The organism is Pseudoalteromonas sp. SCSIO 43095 (genome assembly GCF_023650455.1).
Taxonomy (GTDB): domain Bacteria; phylum Pseudomonadota; class Gammaproteobacteria; order Enterobacterales; family Alteromonadaceae; genus Pseudoalteromonas; species Pseudoalteromonas tetraodonis.
On the sequence record NZ_CP087995.1, the window covers coordinates 2,073,149 to 2,093,620 of the forward strand.

Genomic DNA, 20,472 nt, shown 5'->3' on the forward strand with positions numbered 1-20,472 from the left:
ATCGGCAGCTAGTCTCAATACTTTTGTTTTTTACTCAAATATCGCTATAACTGCAGTACATAAAATAAAAAGGGTCACTTATGAAATTTAGTCGAAGTCTATTTTTACCCATTGCCGCTATTGCGCTCACCCTAAGTAGCGCCTCGTTTGCCGATAATCAACGTCGTATTGATATTGACAGTAAAGTGGTTACCCAGCACAAAGCAAAAATAAATAATGAACGATTTTCTTACACAGTAGCAACTGGCACACAACCGGTATGGGATGACAAGGGAGACGCCATCGCAACCCTTCAATACACTTACTACACGCGCGATAAGGTCGATGATAGAACAAAGCGCCCATTACTTATTTCATTCAATGGTGGCCCAGGCTCAGCGTCAGTTTGGATGCATTTAGCATACACCGGCCCACGCGTTTTAAAAATTGACGACGAAGGCTACCCTATTCAACCTTACGGTGTTAAAGATAACCCTTATTCGGTTTTAGACGTAGCAGACATCGTTTACGTAAACCCTGTAAACACGGGTTATTCGCGTGTCGTTGAAGATAAAGATGGTAACCTTCTACCAAAGGATAAACAAAAAGAGTTATTTTTTGGTGTGAATGCCGATATAAAATACCTAGCAGAATGGCTTAATACTTTTGTATCTCGAAATGAACGCTGGCGCTCTCCAAAATTTTTAATTGGTGAAAGCTATGGTACAACGCGTGTATCAGGCTTAGCGCATGAGCTACAAAATAGTCAGTGGATGTACATTAACGGTGTTGTACTCGTTTCACCTACCGATATTGGCATTAAGCGCGATGGCCCTGTAAAAGCCGCTAATCGCCTACCTTACTTTGCAGCTACAGCGTGGTATCACAAAGCACTAAACGCCGATTTACAAGCAAAAGACTTAGACGAGCTATTACCAGAAGTTGAACAGTTTACTGTTGATGAGCTTATTCCAGCGCTTGCAAAAGGCGGGTTTATTGCCCCAGATGAAAAACGTCGTATTATTAAAAAAATGGCCGAATATGCAGGTCTATCTGAAACATTTGTTAGCCAAAATAACTTAGACATCCCGACACAATTTTTTTGGAAAGAGCTATTACGTGAACGCGGAAAAATGGTTGGTCGTCTGGATTCTCGTTATTTAGGAATTGATAAACGCGATGCCGGTGAATCACCAGATTACTGGGCAGAGCTTACATCGTGGCTGCACTCTTTTACCCCTGCAATTAACTACTACCTGCGTGAAGAGCTTAATTACAAAACCGATATCAAATATAACTTATTTGGTAACGTTCACCCATGGGATAGAAGCGGAAACAATACAGGTGAAAACTTGCGTTTAGCTATGGCTCAAAATCCGTATTTAAATGTGATGGTTCAAGCTGGCTATTATGATGGCGCAACAAACTACTTTGATGCTAAATACACAATGTGGCAACTAGATCCAAGTGGCAAAATGCAAAATAGATTAAGCTTTAAAGGCTACCGTAGTGGTCATATGATGTACCTACGTCATGCAGATTTAGAAAGCTCTAACAACGATTTACGCGAGTTTATAAAACAGTCTATTCCTAAAGACGGTCAATCCGCTAAATACTAATGATTATGCGCTTATAACAATTAAAAAAGTGACCACTCAGGTCACTTTTTTTGTATATAACTGAGGTCATTAGCTATGCGTGCAATTACCGGTGCGAATGACGGTTGGCTTTGCTGCGTACTGCTTTGTCGTGAGTATTTCAGCTAGATTTTACACATTTGTAACAAAACACAAAAGCGATAGAATAATGCACTTTTGCAACAAGTTAAGCGTGCAAAAGTGCTTAGCCATCAAAGCCAATACGGTTCTGTATCAAATGAAGCGTGTCGACTTTGCTCCATGGCACTGACTAAAAAGTCAGACTTTTGTTCCAACCATAGTTGTATTTTTGCTAGTTGAGCATCTTCTTGTCCGCCACACAGCTGTTTTAAATAATCAAGCGTACTTAGCTCATACATGCCATGAGAAATATCGAGCCAAGGGAGTCTAAATTCTAATCGTTCATCTTTATCAAACAGTGCACCTAAACAGTTACCACTGAGTAAGCTATTTTCTAACTGAGTACGAAAATTTAAATAATCATTGCCCGATAAACTTTGCTCTTTAGGCAATAAGCGGTGTAAATTTTTCCAATCTTTATCAAATAAACGATGAGCAATATCAATAACGGGCTGCTCAGCGTTTTGAAGCTCTGCTTGGCTCCAGTCTTTACGCCACTGCTTATTTATCAGCCACGTTGTTAAGCTCAGCAATAAACGGTTGTAGCGCGCACTATGAAAAAGCGCAAAAATATCATCAATACTCGGTTGTAACTCTTTTAAATCGTTAATAACTTGAGCTAAGGCGGGCGCACTGTTTATTTTTTTATAAAAAGCATGACGCTTAGAAGTGTAAGTTTTTAACTGAATGGCATTTTCAACCCATGCTAATTCACTCAATAACCACTTTAGCTCCGTTCTGAGATGCTCGGTGCTGTCTTTACTGACAATATCATCAAATAACCAAAAGTTATGACGAATTAAACTAATACCGTCAGTCACACGTTTTAATGTTTTTAAACTTGGCTTATCAAAATAGCATTGCTCATGTTTTTGCACAAAGCGAATACCAAAGCCCATGGCTTCAATAAGTGCTTGCTCTTGAGTGGCTTGCTTAGTAAGTTTAACAAAACCGATAGATTTACTCGGTTGTAACGGTGTGTTATCCGCTAGGCGGTAGCCTCTTGCTGCTTTTGAATAAAGCCCCAAGCGCACACTGTTTTGGCTTATTAATTTATCTGCTAAAGCAAATAGCTCGTCTCGGCTACCTTCGACGAGCTCTATTTCAAGCTCGCTAATAATCTCCACTTTACTCGAAGCGGCCACTTCACCTTTATCTAATACCACTTCAATTTTGGCACCATTTTGCGTTTCAATTAACCACGTACGGCGGATAAAATTAGTACTAAATATAGGGTAGAGGTTTTGTGATATAACATCAATTTGCATGCCGTGTGGCCAAATTGATGAATCAAACGCCATTAAATTAGGCCGATTTGTTTCTATGGGTAGGTTATATTCTGGACGTTGATGTAATCCCCCCACCACGTCTCCTGCAAGCTTAATTGTTTGCTCACAGCGCTCGTCTGTACAACGCGTTCTAAAACCAATATCGAGTGCTCTCAGCTCTCTGCTTGGCGTATCAAAATAAGCATTTTGCAAACTTTTAGAAGGCTTGTTTGTGACTGTTTTTGCAAATTGAGTAATTAACGAGGGGATCAGTGGAATGACGTCATCTGATACCAAAAACTTCAGTTCTATCTCAGTATCCATTAGGCTTGCGGATTACCCTTAAAATTAATAAGTGCTCAAAATAAACAAAGCAGACCTATATTGCAAATTTTTTAGTCATAAACACGCAAGCAAAATGCCTTGGTTACAATATCTATCTTGCTATTAAACTATTAAATCCATACTATCTATATACTTATGCGAAATAAAAATCACGTTCACAACGGACACTGCTAGATTAACAAGGTAGATAAATGCTAAAACACTGTTTACTATGGCTGCTTTTAACAGCCGCCCCGTTTATGAGCCAAGCAGAGGAAGCTCAATCAACGCCGCCTACTAATGCTAAAACAGCTTATATAATCGATAACTTGTATACTTTTATGCGTTCAGGCGCCAGTAAAGACTATCGCTTACTCGGTTCTATAGATGCAGGCACGCAACTGACTTTATTATCTGATGAACAAAACGGTTTTATAAAAGTTAAAGATGATAAAGACCGTGAAGGCTGGGTAGAGGCTAAATTCATCAGCGAATCAGCTGGTTTAAAGCAGCAGTATCAAGCGCTTAACAGCGAAATTAGCGCTATGCAAAATAAATTACGCCAAGCGCAAGTAGAATTACCTGAACTACAAGAACAAAACTCACAGCTAACCGAACAAAATGCTCAGCTGTTAGCACAAATAAGTCAATTACAAGACTCGCTTACTCAAGAACAACAATTAAAGCAAGCAACCAGTGCTAAAGAAAAGCGTCAGCTACTCACTTATGGCGGTGCTATTGCATTTTTAGGCTTGTTCTTAGGAATTATTTTAACTATTGTGTTATCGCGCAGAAAACGCTATGAAGGTTGGGCGTAAGCGCCACCTATATTGCAGGCATAAAAAAAACATCAAAAAGATGCTTTTTTTATGCCTGCAATTTTTTATACCTGCAATAATGTACTCAAAGGTTACATCTCTAAACGCAGTCCAGAATCTTGTTTTATTTTTTCTATTACCATGTAAGTGTGGTGTGTACCCACTCCCGGAATATCGACCAAATCACCTAATACTTCTCTGTATTCATCCATATTAGAGACGCGAATTTTTAATAAATAGTCGTAACCACCCGCTACCATGTCACATTCAACAACCTGCTTAATTTTAAGAATGTGTTCGCGAAACACTTTAAATACCGCTGTATTTGAGGTGACTAACGATACCTGCACATGCGCCACTAAGCTTTGATTGAGCTTTTCTTCGCTTAACTTTGCAAAATATCCCTCAATGTAGCCTTCTTGCTCCAGACGTTTAACTCTATCTAAACAAGGACTAGGACTTAAATTCACTTGTTTTGCGAGGTTAACATTTGAAATTCTACCATTGCGCTGCAAAACGTCTAAAATTGATATATCGATACGATCAAGCAGGCGTAATCTATTCGGATTAGTCATATCAGTATTTTATATGGATAAGTTAATAATATGCCCTGTAAATTATCGTAAAACGACAAAATTAACCAGCATATTCTGCTGGATTTTAATTAGAATGCACGCTTTACACCAACAACATTTAGCGGTAATTAACAATTACCCTAAGTCTTAACACTCCTGAGGGTTGCTTATGTTATTCAATGGCGATTTAACAACGACTTGTCCGATCAGACAAAAGATCCGTGACTTTTACCGTATAGATGAAAATGCGGTTATTGATCACATTTTACCACTTGCAGAAGTCGGTGTTAAAGCACGAAGCCGTGCATGGGAAAGAGCTCGCCAAATAGTTTTAAACATTCGTAAAGACCAAGACGGTCAAAGCGGTGTTGATGCGCTATTAAATGAATTTTCACTATCGAGTGAAGAGGGTGTGGTATTAATGTGTTTAGCCGAAGCGCTGCTTCGAGTTCCTGATAAAGCAACTCAAGAAACATTAATACGTGATAAATTAGCAAACGGCGATTGGAGCTCTCACTTAGGTAGTAGTGACTCTTTATTCGTTAATGCCTCGTCTTGGGGGTTATTAGTAACCGGTAAAATGGTTAACTATAACGATAAGACTAAAGAGCAACAGTTTGGCATACTCAAAAAAACCATTGGTCGTTTAGGCGAGCCAGTTATACGTAAGTCTGTTAACTTTGCTATGAAGATAATGGGCAAACAGTTCGTAATGGGTCGTACCATTAACGAAGCGATTGAGCGTGCTGCTGAAAAAGAGCAAAAAGGCTATGTATATTCTTACGATATGCTAGGCGAAGGTGCTCGCACAATGAAAGACGCCAAGCGTTACTTTGATAGCTACATGAATGCGATTCATGCTATAGGTAAAGCCGCAAATGGCCGTGGCCCAATAAAAAGCCCTGGTATTTCTGTAAAGTTATCGGCTATTCATCCTCGATATGAGTTTACTCATAGAGAGCGTGTAATGGAAGAGATCGTTCCAAAACTAAAAGAGCTAGCCCTTGCCGCTAAAAAATACGATATCGGCTTTACTGTTGATGCAGAAGAAGCTGACCGTTTAGATATTTCTCTTGATGTTATTGAGGCAGTATTTAGCGATAACGATTTAGGCGATTGGCAAGGTTTTGGTTTAGCGGTTCAGGCTTATCAAAAACGCGCTATTTTTGTTATTGAATGGCTAACCGACCTAGCAACCCGTGTGGGTCGCAAAATGATGGTGCGTTTAGTAAAAGGCGCATACTGGGATACAGAAATCAAAACCACACAACAAGATGGTTTAGATCACTTCCCGGTGTTTACGCGTAAAGCAACCACGGATGTATCATATAAAGCGTGTGCGATTAAAATGCTTGAAGCACGTGATGTACTTTACCCGCAATTTGCAACTCACAACGCCTACACTGCAGCGACTATTTTAGAAGTGGCCAAAGGTGATAACCAAGGTTTTGAATTCCAACGTCTTCACGGTATGGGTGAATCTTTATTTGACCAAATCGTTAATGAAGAAAAAATTCAGTGCCGTGTATACGCACCGGTAGGCCAACACGAAGACCTACTTGCTTACCTTGTACGTCGTTTACTAGAAAATGGCGCTAACTCATCATTTGTAAATGCCATTGTGGATACCACAAAACCGGTTGAAGCGTTATTACCAGATCCTGTTGAAACACTGCAAGGTTTACGTAATAAATACAACACACAAATAAAAATGCCAATTGATTTATACGGTGAAGAACGTGCCAATTCAAAAGGTATGGACTTAACTGATATTAACGTGATCACCCCGTTTAAAGAAAATTTAGACACTTGGTTTGAAGAGCACTTAATTGATGAAAGCCAAGTACCAGAAGGCGCGCTGGCCGTTAAAAACCCTGCAAACCATAAAGAAATTATTGGCCATATAAAATTACAAAATAGCGATGAAATGAAAGTGTTGCTAGCCAACGCTGAAACCGCATTTGAATCATGGTCACAAACACCGGTAAAAGAGCGCGCCAATTTATTACGTCGCGTTGCTGATATTTTAGAGCGCCATCACGATGAGCTTGTAGCTATCTGTATTAAAGAAGCAGGTAAAGTAGCACAAGATGGTATTGATGAAGTACGTGAAGCCGTTGATTTTTGTCGTTACTACGCAGCCCGTGCTGAAGAGCTTGCGCAAGATGAGCGCTTTGAAGCCCGTGGTGTTATTTTATGTATTAGCCCATGGAACTTCCCGCTCGCTATTTTCTTGGGTCAAGTTGCAGCGGCCATTGTTACCGGTAACACGGTTATTGCAAAACCAGCAGAGCAAACCAGCTTAATCGCACTTCGTGCTATTGAATTAATGCTATCAGTTGGTTTACCTGAGCACGTTGTACAACCTGTCATTGCTCGCGGTAGCGAAGTGGGTAAAACCATTGTTCCTGATGAGCGTATTCAAGCTGTTATGTTTACAGGTTCAACTGAAACGGGCACGCTTATCTCGCAAACATTAGCGGCACGTAACGATATTCAGGTGCCTTTAATTGCAGAAACTGGCGGCCAAAACTGTATGATTGTTGACTCAACAGCGCTTCCTGAGCAAGTTGTTGATGATGTTATCAGTTCTGGTTTCCAAAGTGCGGGTCAACGTTGTTCAGCATTACGCGTACTCTTTATCCAAGAAGACGTAGCTGATGGCATTATCGATATGCTTAAAGGCGCACTTGCTGAATTGCATATTGGCGACCCATCATTACTCTCTACAGACGTAGGCCCAGTAATAGATGAAAAAGCGCTTAAAACACTCAACGACCATGTTGAATACCTAAAGGGTAATGCAACACTTCACTATGAGTGTAAAATTCCTGATAACAGCGAAAATGGCGCATTTTTCTTTGCACCACGTTTATACGAAATTAAAGACTTATCGGTATTAAAACGTGAAGTATTTGGCCCTTGTGTGCATGTTATCCGCTTTAAATCGAGTGAGCTTGATAATGTTGTCGACCAAATCAACAACACGGGTTACGGCTTAACAATGGGTATTCACTCTCGCATTGAAGAACGTTGTGAACATTTAGCGAAAATGTCGCGCGCAGGTAACGTATACATCAACCGTAATATGATTGGTGCCATTGTTGGCGTGCAACCGTTTGGTGGCCGTGGACTCTCTGGTACTGGCCCTAAAGCCGGTGGACCAAACTACCTACAACGCCTAATAAAAGAAAAAGCTTCACCAGATAACGTACAAATGACTAACCTAACGCCAGATGAGCTTGATTTACACCACTACAGTGGCGCAAATGAGCAAGTAGAAAAGCTAATGGTTAACTCTATGCGCGATGAAAAAATCTGGCGTGCAACGCCACTGAATGACCGTGTTTCTGCGGTACGTCAGTTATTAGCGAAAGTAGCGACTGTTGAAATTATTGACGACCTCGCGGACGATTTAGCGTTAACACTTGCCGATGCTCGCGCTCAGTTAAACCGCTTAGAAAAGCACATGCGTAAATATACAACATTGCCAGGGCCAACAGGTGAGTCGAATACACTTCACCTTGAAGCTCGTGGTTGTGTGGTTTGTTACGCAGATAAAAGCACCTCATTTAACTTTTGGGCACTGTCTATTATTACCGCACTAGCGGCTGGTAATACGGTAATTACTGTTGCATCTGAAATATTTTACGACGAAGCGGTTGCCTTTAGAGATAAGTTTATTGCAACCGGCGTTGCTGAAGGTGTTTTCCAAGTAGCTAAACCAAACCAGTTACAAGCTATATTGGCACACCCTCACCTAGCGGGTGCGGTAGTTGCTGCACGTTCTTCTCGCTTAGGCTACTTCAGCCAACAGCTTGCACAACGTAAAGGCGCAATACTGCCAGTGATCAGCTCAGAGTATTACGACACGCTAATTAAGCGCCTTATTACTGAAAAAACAATCAGTATTGATACAACGGCATCAGGCGGTAACACCTCGTTGATGACGCTTGTTGAAGATGATGAATAGATAATAGTCATCATTTAATTAAAAAGGCATCAATTTGATGCCTTTTTTTATTTCTAAATGTGAATTTATTTGTTACTTTCACTAATCATATTTGTTAATTAGAGTTCACTTTGAAAACCATTCCGACTACACAGCTAAAACCTGGTATGTTTGTACAAAAAGTTGTTAAGCAAACTGGCAATATTAGAATAAAAAACCAAGGCTGGGTTAAAACTCAAAGTGGAATTGATAAATTAATAAAATCTGGCATTTTAAAGGTTGAAATCGATCCTGATAAAATGCTCACCTCTGAAGAATCTGAAACACAACCAACGCCTGCAACTAAGTACGAAATCAAAAAGCGCGATCCATGGTTAATAACCCACAGCGCTGAGCAAGAAATGAATAAAGCTAAAAAGCTTTACGATGAAGCAAAAAACTTACAAACCAAAGCATTTGGCGATATAGAATCTGGCCGCACTGTTGATGTTGCTCCTTTTAGGGAGCTGGCTAGCGGGTTTATTGACTCCGTCTTTAGAAATCAAGATGCGCTGGCGTGCATTACGCAAATGCGCCAAAAAGATGCCTATTTATTAGAGCACTCGATAAATGTGTCTATTTTAATGAGTATTTTTGCAAAACATCTCAATATTGAAAAACCAATCATTGAAGAACTTGCAACAGGTGCCCTATTGCATGATATGGGAAAAATAAAAATACCTGACGCGATTCTCAACAAACCAGGTCGCTATAGTGACGAAGAATTTAAAGTGATGCAAAACCATGCGCGCTTTAGCAAAGAAATACTAGAAGACGCAGGATTAACGGGGATTGCTGTTGATATCGCAGGTATGCACCATGAGCGCTTAGATGGTAAAGGCTACCCCTTTGGTAAGAAAGGCGATGAAATAAGCAAATACGTTCGTATGGCCTCTATTGTTGATGTATATGATGCATTAACCGCTGAACGCGTTTATAAAGCGGGTATGGAGCCAATTAAGGCGTTTAAAATATTAAAACAAGGTTGCCCAGATAGCTTTGATGGCGTGCTGCTGAATAAGTTTATTCAATGCATTGGTATTCACCCTGTGGGCACGCTGGTAAAACTTTCCAGCCAAAAGGTGGGGCTGGTGACCCAAAGTAACCCTGCAACACCATTAAAACCAGTCGTAAAAACGTTTTTTAATGCCAAACATGGGCGTTACACTGAAGTTCAAGATATTGACTTATCAAGCAAAAGAACACAAGACACGCTTGAGTCAGCAATAAAACCCAAAGAGTATAATATAGATTTAGAGGGCTTTTATAAGCACTCTATCTTTAGTTAATTGGCCACTATTGTGGCCAATCTTGCAGGGCTTTTAAGCTAAACTCATAGCCATCAAAATCAAGTACGCTCTGATCCGGCGCTATTTCTAACACCTTCAACGCACCAATAGACTCCCCCTCATATAGCTCTCTGCCATTGAGCTTTATCCAGCGTTTATCTGCTGTCGACGAATAAATATGTGCCTGATATTTAATGCTTGGCAACATACTTTGTAGGCCATCAGGCAGTAGCTCAACGGGTTGTACCCGTGATGAATGACGAGAGCCTTGAGTTACTTCGTAGTCGGCTGTTGTTTCTGTATCATTAACGGCTTGCGCAAACGCATTTTTCAGCGTGTCGGGAACCGTATCTAGTTCAGCGGTTGATTCTGGCTGGGCAGGCACATTTTGATTAAGTGGTTTACCTAACACTTTGTATTTACTCAACTCATCGGCACTGAGTGTTCTTTTCGTTGATTGAGTTGGTACACTTTGAGGTTGGTTGCTCGGTGATTGAAAACTAGATGAAACGTTACTCTGCGCCGAGAAATTTTGCGTTTGCCCTTGAGACGCTTGATTAACGCTCATAGGTAAATATTGCCCTTGTGGCGTAAGCAACATTTGCTGTACACCCGTTGGGGTTTGTACATAAACCAATTGCCCTGCCAGTGGCACAGAATTGTTAGGCGCAGTTGTAACAAGGGGCGTTTGAGGGGTTGTTACTGTTTGAGCAACCGTTTTTTTTACTTCCTCTGGGCTTGTTGGTTTTTCTACTACTGCTGAGTCTTTTTGACTAAGGTCATTTTGAACAACCTCATTTTTTACGGCTACATTTTCTTGTTGCAGCCACTTACCGACAAAAAAGCCACTGGTCAATATACCCGTTGCCAATAAACTTCCTGCGAGTAAAAAACTAATTCGACGATAGGCCATCAACTGGCGTTGTTGTTTTAATTGTTGCGCTTGCAAGTCATATTGCTCTGCGCTCATGGTATCGTGCTTTGACTGCTTTAACGCATCTAATAAATAAGACATGAATCACCTAACTAAAGAATAAATGACAGGCCAATTCCTGCACCAAAAAGCATTAACGCAGCAGCACTATAAGGCCAAATAGAACCTGTTTTACTCACCTTATTATTTGTAACAATAAAGTCGATAGGTAAAGATTCACTCGCCGCTTGCTTAACAATATCACTGCCAACAATTTCTTGCTGTTTGGAAAATGCCCCTACTAATGCGCGTTCACACACCAGGTTCATTAATCGTGGCACGCCGCCTGTGAGCTGATGCACCATTTGCATCGCTTCCATTGAAAATATTTTCTTGTCACAACCTGCAATATGTAGCCGATGTTGAATATAAGCAATGGTTTGCCCTGGTGTTAGCGCTAACAAGTGATACCTAGCAGTAATACGCTGTGCCAGCTGTCTTAACTCATTTCGCTTTAGAAGTACCTGTAACTCAGGCTGCCCTACTAATACTATTTGTAATAACTTTTTATGGTCGGTTTCGATATTGGTTAATAAGCGAAGTTGTTCAAGCACATCGGGGGCAAGTAGCTGTGCTTCATCAATAATTAAAATAGTATGTCCCCCCGCTTTATTATTAAACTCGAGGTGCTTTTTAATCACATCCGTTAGACTCTTCAGCGTGGCATTTTTGGCGTCGTAAGTTATTTGTAATTCATCGCAAATACTGGCTAACAGTTCAAGTTCTGATAAGGCAGGATTATAGATCATGGCTACTTGGGTATTTTCAGGCAGTCGCTCTAACATACTACGTGTTATGGTGGTTTTACCCGTACCCACTTCACCAGTTAACAGCACAAAGCCACCGTCTTCACCTAGTCCATAGGTAAGGTGTGCTAATGCTTCTTTGTGGCGTTCACTTAAAAATAAGTAGTGGGGATTAGGCGAAATTGAGAATGGCTTTTCTTGTAAACCAAAATAGCTTAAATACACCTTTATAGTCCTTGGTCGTTAATTCACGGCCTATAATGGCAAAAAAATAGCCTAGGTGACAACTACAACCAGGCTTTATTATTAAAATAGTGTAAATAAAAAGGCTAACCGTAAATAAAAGAGCATTTTTAGATTCGCTAATATATTAATTAACTACTTCTCATAGCGTACTAGGCGTAAATATACGTTACTTGTTTTAGCATGTAAGCTATTTAAACCACTGGAAAATTGATAAACCCATGCCGAATTTATATTGCTAATACCCGAGGTATTAGACCAATAATTTTGCGACTGCGTTGCTAAAAAAATACCCGCATTAATACTTGGATCGGTACAACGGTGATCTACTATGCTAGCTAGCTCTTTAATACTCGGCACTTGCCAGTCGTTATAATTTGCCGTGGTGTCATTCAGTGCGCCTTTAAGTGAGGCCTGCCAGTTTAATGGTTGAGTATCACCATCGCAGCTAGTTGTTTCGCTATTATAAACTTGACCATAGTTACAGCGCTGCCACATTAGCCCTGTTTTAGTATCTGACACAGTGCCATCAATATTAATCACAAATCGGTCGGTATCATCGCTAGTCGCTACCTCTTCATAACACTGCTGCGCTGCAAGTGACTGGCATAACCCCAAGGCTAATAACATAGAGACTTTAATTAATTTCATAATGATCACCTTAACGATTTCTAACTAAGCGCACGTAAGCGGTATTATCTTTTGGATAGGCTAAATCATTGCCATCCATCATATCGATAGTGTAAGCCTGAGATAAACTGGCACCATCAACCGCGGTCTGTGAGGTCCAGTAACGTAAATGCCCTACACTGTTAGTCGATGGTGTATTAGGAAAAAATGCAGTATCTATCAATACATTTTGCCCTTGTTTACCGTAATCAATTAAGCCTAACAACTCAGTATAAGTAGGTAAACGCCAATTACTGCCGCCACAAAAATCAAGCGCATTAACTTCATCAATATAGGTTTGTAAGCCACAATCAGTATTGCTCGGACATGTGGTATTATCACTACCCGCTACATCGCCACTATTGACAGTCCCTTGCCAAATATAGCGGTTTTGTCCATCTCGTAAAGTGGTATTTGGTAACACACCGGAATAAGGGCTTTTCACTTCCCAAACAAGGCCGGTAGTATTATCACGAATACAGCTAAAGTTTTGCGCATCATCGAGAAGCTCATCGGCAAACTCATTAAGCTTGGTGTAATCAAAAGCCAGATTCCCTTTACCCACTTTACCTAAACGATTGGCAAAACTATCGCGCCCAAGATCAGCATCTTGAGCTGGAAATTCATCATTATTACAGTTAATTCGCTGAGTATTGTTATAACACTCTCCTACCCCTGTATCATTTATTAACCCAAGCGCTTTGGGTGTTACATCAATAAATACGGTATCTGTGTCGGTGCGCCCTTTTAAGTCCATAACTTGTACTTCAAAGCTAAGCGTTGCATTTAAATCAATATCAGAGGCAAAAAAGCTGGCAGTACATGACTGTGATTCAATCAGGGTTTCTGCATTACCGGTAAGTTGTTGCCACATACATTGATAAGATTGAGTTGCCGCTTCGCTTGCAGTGGCATCTAAAATAACCTTATCAAACTCTTCTACTGTTTGATTAGCGCCTGCATCGGCAATAATCACTTGAGCTGTTTTATTAAGGGTCATATCAAATTGTGATGCAGATACTCCGCCCTCATCATCTGTTACGGTGAGCTGCCATTTTAAGTTGGTGTTATTTTCTAATAATGGATGAGAAAAACTAAGCGTTGGATTGGTATAGCTATCAATTGTTAAATCCGGCCCTGACAATAATTGCCACAAATAACTGCTAATTTCGCCATTTTCATCTGGGTCTGTGGAAGTTAAACCACTAAGAGTTACAGTATCCTTATAAACTGAGGGCAAGTTTGCAGGAGCAACTTGAGTAACAACAGCAAGAGGAAGCTGATTATTAGAGGCAATGAAAACACTCAAGTCGTCATTCACTAAACTGCCATCTGAGGTTTGATAGCTAACTCTTAATACCAGTTCACTGTCAGACTTTACATCTGGTGCAGTAATGGTTTGTTCAGCCCCTTCAAGCGGAAACACATCTATAATAGGGCCACTTACACGCTGCCAAGTAAATGTACCATTTGCAGGAGAGCCTTTTGCAGAAATAGTAAACTCTGATTTTTCTACAACTTGAAGATCGTTACCTGCAAATACTGATGTTTTTATATCACTGTTATCAGCACCGCCTCCCCCTCCGCATGCAGCCAAAAGCAAACATGACATAAGTGGTATTAACGAAATTGCTTTCATACTCAGCACCTTTTTGTCTTAAAATTATCTAATAAAACTATTAAGCAAAAAAAATGCCATTATAAATTATAAATAACTATCTTGATGAATACGAACAAATAATTTAGTGCCAACTTTACTGTAATCTACTTTATATTCGCGGCCATCTAAGGATTGAATAAACAACAATTGTTTTTCTTCGCTAAATACATCAGCACTCGTAATATAAACAACATCGAGGTAACGCTCTTTTGCATCTCGGCGGTTTTTTGGCAGTTCTTCTTTAAATGGCTCAAGACCACTGCCTGTTACTTTAATTTTAGGGTGAGTCTCACCATTAACAATCACTAAATCTAGTTTTCTGTCTTTATGTATTATGGTGTTTCGACCACTTTTAATGAAAGATCTGTTTTGGCTCATAGTTATTCCTAATCCCGCAGTGAGTGCTTATATTATTATTCACACTGCGACTTTATAAACTGAGAGGGATCGCGCTTCCATTTATTTAAATTTGCGCTAAATTCCCAAATATCACTTTCTATTACACTCGCTGGTAACAGTAAGTCATACCCTGTTAAAAGCTGAAGATGCTTAGCCCTATTAGCAAACATCGCTATGAGCCCATTATAGTCAATTCCTTTTTTTGACCTATATTTATTATCTTCAACTAACCATTCTGATGGGCAATGCCCATTTTTGCAATTTTTTTGAACAACTTGCATAAAGAAGTGTCGCTGCTCTATCAACAATTTACCCGCAATTCTTGGAGCTAAAGCAGACAAGAATGAATCTATATCATTTAACTTAATACCAATCGCATTAAGCTCAAGGTAATCAATGCCATTATCAACATTAGGTATACCACAATGGTGCAAATTCTCTGGGTGTAAATGCCATTGTCCATACTTATGCTGATATATTAATTGCTGCTCAGTTAAAATAATACTATAAAAAGGTTCTTGTGTTTTAAAAAAGCCAATTAAAATTGCAGCAATACATAAACTTACTAAAAAAGTTTCGATAATACTTATTTCGCCTGGGCGTAATAAATTAAACAGCATGATAATAATCAAGCCAATGCTGCCGACCACTAATATTTCAATTCCATTTTTAGCGCCTTGCGCTCGGTATTTTAGTATTTGTTTATTTATATTAGCCATACTGAAAAAACGCCATATAAAATATAAACATAATAATAGCCCACAATACTAACTTTCTCAGCGTTAAACAGCGTTTGCATGATGTTTTAAAGCTCATCAATTAACTCCCATTATTACTGTTAAATATGCGCAATGACTAAGTATCAGTTATTTTTACGCTTAACGCACAAATTAATGAGATACATAACCGCCTTTTTTTGTCCTGATTTCGTACAATACTTATAATCTATTTTCAGGTATGAAAACAATGCACTCTAAACAATCAGGTAAAGCCTTATTTCCATTTATTATTTCGTTACTAATAATTTTTAGCGTTTATTTGTATTTTCCTGCATCACAGGGCGAGCAAGCCAATTACTCGGCAATGACAACGCAAGTCTCTGCCCACACGGTAAGATCGCAAGAAAACGCAATTATGATTGAAGCCATTGGCAGTGCTCGTGCTAATCAGGCTATCTACATTAAAAGCGCCCAAAACGATTATGTCACTAGCATTTACTTTGAAGATGGCGACTTGGTCAGCAAAGGACAAAAATTAGTACAACTGCAAAACCAACAAGAACAATTTGCAGTAAAAGAACTTAGCATTAATTTACAAGAAGAAAAACGTCAATTAGCCAGACTAACCGAGCTTTCTCGCTCGCAAGCGACGGCCAAGTCATTGCTTGAAGAACAACTCGCTCGCGTTGATGCCAGCGAAGCACAACTTGAAAGTGCTAAAACCAAACTCAATGAAATGGCCATCACCGCGCCTTTTTCTGGGTTACTGGGGAAGCGCGAAATATCGGTGGGTGCTTATGTCAATAACAGTACCGTGATCACAACCCTCGATGACATTAGTATTATAAAAGTTGATTTTAAAGTGCCTGAAAAGTATTTAGCTCAATTGAAAAACGGAATGATTGTTCGCACTCAAAACGATGCTTACCCTGATCAAACCTTCAGCGGTAAAGTAACCCATATAAGCTCACGTATCGACTCAATCACTCGCAGTGTAGAAGTAACAGCAAGTTTTGCTAATAAATCGGGTTTACTTCGCCCTGGTATGCTACTTAAAACAGCACTAGAGCTAAGCAGCAATCAAGCGCTGATGGTCCCTGAAAAGGCCATTATTCCTCTGCAAGATAAACATTACGTTTTTCAAATTGAAGATGGCATAGCAAATCGTAAAGAAGTACATGTTGCAAGTAGAAACAATGGCTGGGTAGCGATAGACAAAGGGTTAAGTAATGGCGAGCAGATTGTTACCGAGGGAATAATCAAAATCCGCTCTGGTAGTAAAGTAAGCGTTAAGGGGTAACACGTGAAAATTACCGATACTAGCGTCAAACGCCCCGTTTTTGCGATTGTTATTAACTTACTGTTACTCACTTTTGGCTTAGTTGCTTTTAGCATGTTGCCTTTGCGTGAGTATCCAGATATTGAAACACCGATTGTCAATATTAGTACTGAATATACCGGTGCATCTGCCGAAATTATTGAAACAAAAATAACCCAAGTTATCGAAAACCGTATTTCGGGTATTGAAGGTATTAAAAGTATTAACTCATCGAGTCGTAATGGCCGCTCAAACATTACCATTGAGTTTAATATTAGCCGCGACATAGATGATGCCTCCAACGATGTGCGTGAACGTGTTGCGCGTGCACTTGATAGCCTACCCGAACAAGTACGTCCTCCTGAAGTATCAAAATCAAATAGTGACGAAAGCCCTATCGCGTGGTTTGTACTTAACAGCGAAACCATGGATTCATTGCAACTTTCTGATTATGCACAGCGTTTTATTGTAGACCGATTAGCCGTTGTTGATGGCGTATCGAATGTGCGCATTGGGGGGGAGCGAAAGTATGCCATGAAAGTATGGCTTAACCGCCAAGCGATGGCCGCCCGTGGTATTACCTCCAGTGATATTGAGCAAACACTGCGTAGTGAAAATGTAGAACTTCCGGCCGGTGAAATTGAATCAGTTGATCGTGATTTTACCGTTCGCACTGCCCGCAGCTATAAAAACCAACGTGATTTTCAAAACCTAGTTATTAAACGAGGTGAAGATGGTTATTTAGTGCGTCTAGGCGAAGTGGCTGACGTAAAACTAGAAGCCGCCGATGATGAAAGTTTATTCCGAGGTAATGGCCGTAATATGATTGGTATGGGTATTGTTAAACAAGCCAAAGCCAATACCCTAACTGTGGTTGATAACGCCCGCAGTGAACTGGAAAAAATAAAACGTAATTTACCTGAAGGCACCACCATAGAAGACAGTTATGATTCTTCGGTATTTATTAAAGAGTCAATTAATGAGGTTTATAAAACTTTAGCAATTTCTATGGGGTTAGTCGTGCTTATTATCTTTATATTTTTAGGTAACATTCGCGCCACTCTTATTCCCGCGGTCACAGTACCGGTCGCTCTAGTCAGTAGTTTTATGTTTTTATTAGCAATGGGTTATTCAATTAACTTATTAACGCTACTAGCACTGGTGTTAGCAATAGGCTTAGTGGTCGATGATGCCATTGTAATGCTAGAGAACATTCACCGCCGCATAGAACTTGGGGAGCCGCCTTTATTGGCAGCTTATCGCGGCGCACGTGAGGTGGGCTTTGCAATTATAGCCACCACCTTAGTGCTTATATCCGTGTTTGTACCATTAGTGTTTATGGAAGGACGAATTGGCGCACTATTTACAGAGTTTGCTATGGCGGTAAGTGCTGCCGTGTTTTTCTCCAGCATTACTGCATTAACACTCTCTCCGGCGCTGTGTTCAAAAGTGTTAAAAGCATCTGAAAAAGAAAGTAAGTTTAGCCAAGTTATGGACCGTTTTTTTACTAAATTAGAAAATGGATACCGTAACGCTTTAGCGTCAAACATGACCCGTAAATGGGGCTTAATGCTGAGCTTAGTTTTGGCTGGGTTTGTTAGTTATTCATTATTTTTACAAATACCCTCAGAGCTCACGCCAAAAGAAGACCGTGGCACTTTCTTTGTGCTTATGAATGGCCCTGAAGGCGCTAGTTATGAGAATAATGCCGCCAATATGGCAAAAATTGAAGAGCGCTTAATGCCTTATTCTGAATCTGGCGAACTAAGTCGAGTGCTTGTACGAGTCCCTGGTTGGGGTGGCAGTGGCGGCGTGGCTATTGTTGGCATGGCTGATTGGGATAAACGCAAACGCTCAACATGGGAAGTCATGGATGAAATAAGCGGCAAAATGCAAGAGGTCACCGATGTCCGTGCATTTGCTATTATGCGCCGTGGTATTGGCGGAGGTGGTTCATCTCGCCCTATTGAATTTGTTTTGCAAGGTAATGATTATGCCCAACTTGCAGATTGGCGAGATAGAATTATTAAACGCGCTGAGAAAAACCCTGGATTAGTGCGTATTGATCATGATTATAAAGAAACCTTCCCTCAGTTTTTAGTCAGTATTGATAAAAATAAAGCCGCTGATTTAGGCGTATCAGTCTCTGATGTGGGTCGTACACTTGAAACCATGCTTGGCCAACGCCGTGTAACCACCTTTATTGACCGCGGTGAAGAATACGATGTAATTTTAAAGGGCACAAAACAAGACTTTGCCAACCCGACTGATATTTCAAATATATACCTAAAATCACGTAGCGGAGAACTTATTCCTCTTGATAGCCTTATTAGCTTAAAAGAAGAAGCCACCGCCTCGCGTTTAAACCGCTATAACCGAATGCGTGCAATTACTTTAAGTGCCAACCTCGCTGATGGTTACACGCTAGAACAAGCACTAAACTTTTTAAACAAGGTTGCCACAGAGGAAAACGACATTGATGGTGCCATTGACTATAAAGGTGAGTCGCAATTGTTTTATGAAGGTGCCTCAGCCATGACCTATGTGTTTGTGCTGGCATTGACCGTGACCTTTTTAGTGCTCGCTGCTCAGTTTGAAAGCTTTATGCATCCGCTTGTTATTATGCTCACCGTTCCACTTGGGTTAATGGGCGCTATGTTTGGCCTGTGGAGTATGGGCTTAACACTTAATATATACAGCCAAATAGGCATTGTTATGCTCATTGGGTTAAGTGCTAAAAACGGTATACTGATTGTTGAATTTATCAACCAGTTACGTGATAAAGGCGTAGAATTTAGTGAGGCTATTTTACAAGCGGCTACACAGCGTTTGCGCCCTATTATTATGACTTCCCTAACAACGGTTATGAGTGCCGTACCTTTGGTACTCGCCTCAGGGCCTGGCTCGGAAAGTAGAATGGTAATTGGTGTGGTGGTATTTACTGGCGTAACGGTTGCCACCATACTTACTCTGTTTGTAGTGCCAGCGGCCTATTACGCACTAGCGCGAAACACACAATCACCTGAGTTTTTACAACAAAAACTTGATAAGCAAGCCGCTGAAAAACCGCTTAAAGAGATCTAAGTCACTTAGAGCGTCGTAACTAGCTGTTACGGCGCTTTATTCAGTGCACATATCCCTAACAATTGAGGAAGTACTTATGAGTTCGACCACACAAGTAGCAACACTCGGCGGCGGCTGTTTTTGGTGTATTGATGCAGCATTTAGGCGTGTAAAAGGTGTACTCAGTGTTTGCTCTGGTTATACTGGTGGACATACCGATAACCCAACATACAAAACTATTTGCACTGGCAACAGTGGCCATGCAGAGGTAATTAAGGTTGAATTTGATGCCAGTGTTATCGGCTTTGAAACCTTACTCGCGATGTTTTTTACCCTACACGATGCCACACAACTAAATCGCCAAGGTAACGATATAGGCACTCAATACCGCAGCGTTGTGTATTATCATAATGAGCAACAACAAGTACAAACACAGGCAGTTATTGCAGAGCTGCAAAGTCATGTTAGCGAACCTATAGTAACTGAGGTGAGCCCAGCAACCACTTTTTACCCTGCTGAAAGTTTTCACCAAGACTACTACAATGAAAACCCAGAACAAGGCTACTGTAGTATTTTAATTGCGCAAAAATTGCACAAGTTTGAAACCGAATTTAGCGAGTTTTTAACGGAATAACACATTAAAAAGCCCGATTTAAATTC

15 protein-coding genes are annotated in these 20,472 nt (G+C 40.3%); 7 read left to right on the plus strand and 8 right to left on the minus strand.

Annotated elements, in window-relative coordinates:
- Nucleotides 1–80 precede the first annotated feature (80 nt).
- Entirely contained in the window at nucleotides 81–1,598 is a 1,518-nt protein-coding gene (locus tag LOC50_RS09815) for a S10 family peptidase (RefSeq protein ID WP_036979694.1), read from the plus strand.
- Between the two features lie 230 nt (nucleotides 1,599–1,828).
- Here the strand turns inward: LOC50_RS09815 and LOC50_RS09820 are convergent, their stop codons facing one another.
- Nucleotides 1,829–3,349 carry a CYTH and CHAD domain-containing protein gene (locus LOC50_RS09820; RefSeq protein WP_250653143.1) on the minus strand — a complete coding sequence of 507 codons (1,521 nt, stop codon included), beginning with the start codon at nucleotides 3,347–3,349 and terminating at the stop codon, nucleotides 1,829–1,831.
- A 212-nt stretch (nucleotides 3,350–3,561) separates the two neighbouring features.
- Here LOC50_RS09820 and LOC50_RS09825 point away from each other — a divergent pair, with 212 nt between their 5' ends.
- The gene (locus LOC50_RS09825; RefSeq protein ID WP_036979699.1) at nucleotides 3,562–4,167 is read left to right on the plus strand and encodes a TIGR04211 family SH3 domain-containing protein; all 606 of its coding nucleotides are present in this window, start codon (nucleotides 3,562–3,564) and stop codon (nucleotides 4,165–4,167) included.
- A 92-nt stretch (nucleotides 4,168–4,259) separates the two neighbouring features.
- Here LOC50_RS09825 and LOC50_RS09830 read toward each other — a convergent pair whose 3' ends face one another.
- Nucleotides 4,260–4,742, minus strand: coding sequence for a winged helix-turn-helix transcriptional regulator (locus LOC50_RS09830; RefSeq protein WP_069440341.1), 483 nt, complete (start codon nucleotides 4,740–4,742; stop codon nucleotides 4,260–4,262).
- A gap of 169 nt (nucleotides 4,743–4,911) precedes the next feature.
- Between LOC50_RS09830 and putA the strand changes: the two genes are divergently transcribed.
- Both putA and LOC50_RS09840 read left to right on the plus strand, forming a co-directional pair.
- The gene (putA, locus tag LOC50_RS09835; RefSeq protein ID WP_036979702.1) at nucleotides 4,912–8,715 is read left to right on the plus strand and encodes a bifunctional proline dehydrogenase/L-glutamate gamma-semialdehyde dehydrogenase PutA; all 3,804 of its coding nucleotides are present in this window, start codon (nucleotides 4,912–4,914) and stop codon (nucleotides 8,713–8,715) included.
- 110 nt (nucleotides 8,716–8,825) lie between these two features.
- Nucleotides 8,826–10,022 carry a cyclic di-GMP phosphodiesterase gene (locus LOC50_RS09840; protein WP_250653144.1) on the plus strand — a complete coding sequence of 399 codons (1,197 nt, stop codon included), beginning with the start codon at nucleotides 8,826–8,828 and terminating at the stop codon, nucleotides 10,020–10,022.
- Between the two features lie 7 nt (nucleotides 10,023–10,029).
- Here LOC50_RS09840 and LOC50_RS09845 read toward each other — a convergent pair whose 3' ends face one another.
- From LOC50_RS09845 to LOC50_RS09870, 6 genes are all read right to left on the minus strand, one after another.
- Nucleotides 10,030–11,037 carry a general secretion pathway protein GspB gene (locus LOC50_RS09845; protein ID WP_250653145.1) on the minus strand — a complete coding sequence of 336 codons (1,008 nt, stop codon included), beginning with the start codon at nucleotides 11,035–11,037 and terminating at the stop codon, nucleotides 10,030–10,032.
- Nucleotides 11,038–11,048: 11 nt separating this feature from the next.
- Complete coding sequence (locus LOC50_RS09850) at nucleotides 11,049–11,966, minus strand: ExeA family protein (RefSeq protein ID WP_069438555.1); 918 nt, start codon at nucleotides 11,964–11,966, stop codon at nucleotides 11,049–11,051.
- A gap of 153 nt (nucleotides 11,967–12,119) precedes the next feature.
- Nucleotides 12,120–12,635 (minus strand): Lcl C-terminal domain-containing protein, encoded by a 516-nt coding sequence (locus tag LOC50_RS09855; RefSeq protein WP_016899354.1) that lies wholly within the window; start codon nucleotides 12,633–12,635, stop codon nucleotides 12,120–12,122.
- A 10-nt stretch (nucleotides 12,636–12,645) separates the two neighbouring features.
- Nucleotides 12,646–14,292 carry an Lcl C-terminal domain-containing protein gene (locus LOC50_RS09860; RefSeq protein WP_069438553.1) on the minus strand — a complete coding sequence of 549 codons (1,647 nt, stop codon included), beginning with the start codon at nucleotides 14,290–14,292 and terminating at the stop codon, nucleotides 12,646–12,648.
- Nucleotides 14,293–14,358: 66 nt separating this feature from the next.
- Nucleotides 14,359–14,691 (minus strand): hypothetical protein, encoded by a 333-nt coding sequence (locus LOC50_RS09865; RefSeq protein WP_248532725.1) that lies wholly within the window; start codon nucleotides 14,689–14,691, stop codon nucleotides 14,359–14,361.
- Between the two features lie 35 nt (nucleotides 14,692–14,726).
- A complete protein-coding gene (locus LOC50_RS09870; protein WP_248473290.1) occupies nucleotides 14,727–15,431 on the minus strand; it encodes a DUF2982 domain-containing protein in 705 nt (234 codons plus the stop codon).
- A 247-nt stretch (nucleotides 15,432–15,678) separates the two neighbouring features.
- Between LOC50_RS09870 and LOC50_RS09875 the strand changes: the two genes are divergently transcribed.
- The 3 genes from LOC50_RS09875 (at nucleotide 15,679) to msrA (ending at nucleotide 20,446) form a co-directional block, all read left to right on the plus strand.
- Complete coding sequence (locus tag LOC50_RS09875; protein WP_069438550.1) at nucleotides 15,679–16,731, plus strand: efflux RND transporter periplasmic adaptor subunit; 1,053 nt, start codon at nucleotides 15,679–15,681, stop codon at nucleotides 16,729–16,731.
- A 3-nt stretch (nucleotides 16,732–16,734) separates the two neighbouring features.
- The gene (locus tag LOC50_RS09880) at nucleotides 16,735–19,833 is read left to right on the plus strand and encodes an efflux RND transporter permease subunit (protein ID WP_248473288.1); all 3,099 of its coding nucleotides are present in this window, start codon (nucleotides 16,735–16,737) and stop codon (nucleotides 19,831–19,833) included.
- 76 nt (nucleotides 19,834–19,909) lie between these two features.
- Complete coding sequence (gene msrA, locus LOC50_RS09885; protein WP_248473287.1) at nucleotides 19,910–20,446, plus strand: peptide-methionine (S)-S-oxide reductase MsrA; 537 nt, start codon at nucleotides 19,910–19,912, stop codon at nucleotides 20,444–20,446.
- The last annotated feature ends 26 nt before the right edge of the window (nucleotides 20,447–20,472 follow it).

What these genes read in the sequence shown, in the direction of transcription:
- LOC50_RS09815 (WP_036979694.1), top strand. Translation starts at nt 81, where the DNA reads ATGAAATTTAGTCGAAGTCTATTTTTACCCATTGCCGCTATTGCGCTC.
- LOC50_RS09820 (WP_250653143.1), bottom strand. Translation starts at nt 3,349, where the DNA reads ATGGATACTGAGATAGAACTGAAGTTTTTGGTATCAGATGACGTCATT.
- LOC50_RS09825 (WP_036979699.1), top strand. Translation starts at nt 3,562, where the DNA reads ATGCTAAAACACTGTTTACTATGGCTGCTTTTAACAGCCGCCCCGTTT.
- LOC50_RS09830 (WP_069440341.1), bottom strand. Translation starts at nt 4,742, where the DNA reads ATGACTAATCCGAATAGATTACGCCTGCTTGATCGTATCGATATATCA.
- putA (WP_036979702.1), top strand. Translation starts at nt 4,912, where the DNA reads ATGTTATTCAATGGCGATTTAACAACGACTTGTCCGATCAGACAAAAG.
- LOC50_RS09845 (WP_250653145.1), bottom strand. Translation starts at nt 11,037, where the DNA reads ATGTCTTATTTATTAGATGCGTTAAAGCAGTCAAAGCACGATACCATG.
- LOC50_RS09855 (WP_016899354.1), bottom strand. Translation starts at nt 12,635, where the DNA reads ATGAAATTAATTAAAGTCTCTATGTTATTAGCCTTGGGGTTATGCCAG.
- LOC50_RS09860 (WP_069438553.1), bottom strand. Translation starts at nt 14,292, where the DNA reads ATGAAAGCAATTTCGTTAATACCACTTATGTCATGTTTGCTTTTGGCT.
- LOC50_RS09865 (WP_248532725.1), bottom strand. Translation starts at nt 14,691, where the DNA reads ATGAGCCAAAACAGATCTTTCATTAAAAGTGGTCGAAACACCATAATA.
- LOC50_RS09870 (WP_248473290.1), bottom strand. Translation starts at nt 15,431, where the DNA reads ATGGCTAATATAAATAAACAAATACTAAAATACCGAGCGCAAGGCGCT.
- LOC50_RS09875 (WP_069438550.1), top strand. Translation starts at nt 15,679, where the DNA reads ATGCACTCTAAACAATCAGGTAAAGCCTTATTTCCATTTATTATTTCG.
- msrA (WP_248473287.1), top strand. Translation starts at nt 19,910, where the DNA reads ATGAGTTCGACCACACAAGTAGCAACACTCGGCGGCGGCTGTTTTTGG.